This is a genomic window from Clostridioides mangenotii TR (genome assembly GCF_000498755.1).
In the GTDB taxonomy this organism is placed as follows: domain Bacteria; phylum Bacillota; class Clostridia; order Peptostreptococcales; family Peptostreptococcaceae; genus Metaclostridioides; species Metaclostridioides mangenotii_A.
The window spans coordinates 1-2650 of sequence record NZ_AXUS01000059.1 but is presented as its reverse complement, the minus strand read 5'-3'; the positions used below and the strand labels follow the sequence as shown (position 1 = coordinate 2650).

Below are 2650 nucleotides of genomic sequence, written 5' to 3'. Positions count from 1 at the left end.
TTCTTTCTGACTAACTCTTATATATCTCTGAGTAGTCGCTATAGAACTATGATTAAGCAATTCTTTTACAAGCTCTAAGTTATTATTGCTACGTTCATATTGCATAGTTGCATACATTTTTCTAAAACTATGTGTGCTTATATTTTCTAGACTCAAATACCTACATATTATTCTTAAATAATGTCTTATTGTATAATCTGAAATTGAAATAAGATTATCATCTACCCGTAGCCCCTTATTTAAAGCATATTCGCTTATCATGTATGAAATATTTGGGTCAATACTTCTATACTGAAGCTTTCCAGTTTTCTTTTCTCTAATTTCTAACTTATCTCTTTTAAAGCTACCAACTTTTAATCTGAGTACATCTGATATACGCAACCCTAAATTTGCTTCAAGCATAAGTGCCATTGAAGTTTGAAGATTGGGATTGATTACTTTTTCTTTGCCATTTTCTATATATGTAAAACCTGTGTTTAATAACTCGATTATTGTTTTATATTCATCGAGCTCTAAAGGTCTTGTGGCCATAATATCACCTCATTTATATTATAGCTTTAATTTACGGTTTTAGCTATATCTATTTACGTTTTTAGAATATTACTTTTCAGCTTTTCCGATAAAACGTTGAAATAAAGCCGTTTTGTGGACTAATTGTTGTTTACGGTTTTCATTAAAAGCGTAAATAGTAATAAGTTAAAAAATAAGAACTCTTTCGAGTTCCTTTTTATTCTTTTACATATTCAAACGGATGCTCAAATTCTCCCCATCCTTCTTCAATCGCCATATCGATTAATTCTTTTGCATCTTTAACTGATGGTATTCTAGTCTGCCCCATTACTGGCTGTAAATGATTTTTAGGATCTCTCCAGATAAATCTATAACCATTTTGATCATCTGCTTCTTCATAAGGATATGTGCAGTATTGAAAACACAGTGTCCACTCCGAATCGTCGAAGCCTTTTTTTACTTCATTTATAACTTTAACATTCATATTCCCACCCCTTTTATATGTTGTTATTGATATTATAACAGTATAAAATCAAATAAAAAAGTACTAGTAAATTACTAGTACTCTTTTTTTAATATTTGAGCTTTTCTAAACTTATTTAATAGGTATAAAATATCAATAAACTTTTTTAAACGTCTTAGAATCGATTTTACAAGGTCATTTTTTAGATGTTTAAATCTTTAAATAAAATCACCTTTTTATTCTTTAATGTTGACTTCATATCAATGATTCTTTGATTTTCTGATCCTCTCAATTTTAATGTTATATTTTTCTTTTTACTATCATACTTACCATCTATAAGAATATCTATATAATTTAAGATTTTTGATTTTTTATCATCTTTAAATATTTCTTCTAAAGTATAACCGCTCCAAATATATACTTTTTTGCTTGGGTACTGTTTCTTGAAGGATTCTAAAAAATGTAATAAATCTTCTATATTTTTCTCATATAGAGGTTCTCCGCCTAAAATTGATAGATCTCTTTCAACACCTTTATCTATATAGTTTAAAATATGCTGAAAATCATTATGTGTAAATTCTCTTCCTTTTTCAAAATCCCAAGTCTCTTGGTTGTGACATCCATTGCATTTATGTGGGCATCCTTGGAGCCATAAAGATAATACAATACCTTCACCGTTAGTTATATCATTATATTGGATATCTGCTATTCTCATATTTTCACTTCCTTATTGTAAATGGAACACTCTTTCGCTTATTTCTTCTGTCCTTCCTTTATTCCAAAATGATGTGCCGATGTATCCACAAGTTCTTCGCATGACCTGCATTTCTTGTTGATCTTTATTCCCACAGTTAGGACAATACCATTCCAAATATTCATCTGTTAATATTTCACCTCTAAAACCACACTTATAACATACATCTGGTCTAGAATTTATTTCAGCATATTGTACATTATGGTATATAAAATTAATAATTTGTTCAACGGCTTTAAGATTGTTACTCAAATTTGGAGTCTCTATATATGAAATACATCCTCCAGTGCTTAAACTATGAAATGGAGCTTCATAACTTAATTTACTAAAAGCATCAATTTCTTCAGTGACATTTACATGGTATGAGTTGGTGTAATATAACTTATCAGTAACATTAGGAATCTCACCAAATTTCTGTTTGTCTATTCTGCAAAATCTATATACTAAAATTCTCAGCTGGAGTTCCGTATAGACTAAAGCCTAATCCTGTTTCTTCTCTCCATTTGTCACAGGCTTTCTTTAAATAAGATACAACTTCAAGTGAGAATTTTTGTCCTTCTTCAGTTGTATTACTTTCTCCCAACATTGCTTGTACCATTTCATATATTCCAACATACCCAAGTGATAATGTCGAGTAACCATTCTCTAATAATCTATCTATTTTTTCACCTTTAGCTAAACGTGCTATACCTCCATATTGCCAATGAATAGGACTTACATCTGAGACTGTACCTTTCAATAAATTATGTCTCACTAATAAAGCTTCTCTACAAGTTTCAAGTCTCTCATCTAGTATTTTCCAGAATTTATTAAAATCTCCGTTAGCTATTATAGCTATCTGTGGGAGATTAAGAGATACTACCCCCTGATAAGCGTCCATACCTTAAAAATTCCATTTTTATCTTTGTATTGAGAAAGATGAC

Annotated in this window: 5 protein-coding genes; all 5 read right to left on the bottom strand. The window is 29.8% G+C overall.

Annotated features, from left to right (window positions below):
• The coding region (locus tag T473_RS0115295) for a tyrosine-type recombinase/integrase (RefSeq protein ID WP_024622611.1) at positions 1-531 on the bottom strand (531 nt) is incomplete at its 3' end.
• A gap of 196 nt (positions 532-727) precedes the next feature.
• Positions 728-994: a hypothetical protein gene (locus T473_RS0115290; protein WP_024622610.1), complete on the bottom strand. Its 267-nt coding sequence runs from the start codon at positions 992-994 to the stop codon at positions 728-730.
• A 181-nt stretch (positions 995-1175) separates the two neighbouring features.
• On the bottom strand, positions 1176-1688 hold the full coding sequence (gene nrdG, locus T473_RS0115285; protein ID WP_024622609.1) for an anaerobic ribonucleoside-triphosphate reductase activating protein: 513 nt from the start codon (positions 1686-1688) through the stop codon (positions 1176-1178).
• Positions 1689-1700: 12 nt separating this feature from the next.
• Positions 1701-2129: an anaerobic ribonucleoside-triphosphate reductase gene (gene nrdD, locus T473_RS19935; protein ID WP_330369532.1), complete on the bottom strand. Its 429-nt coding sequence runs from the start codon at positions 2127-2129 to the stop codon at positions 1701-1703.
• A gap of 34 nt (positions 2130-2163) precedes the next feature.
• Positions 2164-2607 carry an anaerobic ribonucleoside-triphosphate reductase gene (gene nrdD, locus T473_RS19930; protein ID WP_330369531.1) on the bottom strand — a complete coding sequence of 148 codons (444 nt, stop codon included), beginning with the start codon at positions 2605-2607 and terminating at the stop codon, positions 2164-2166.
• Between the last annotated feature and the right edge of the window lie 43 nt (positions 2608-2650).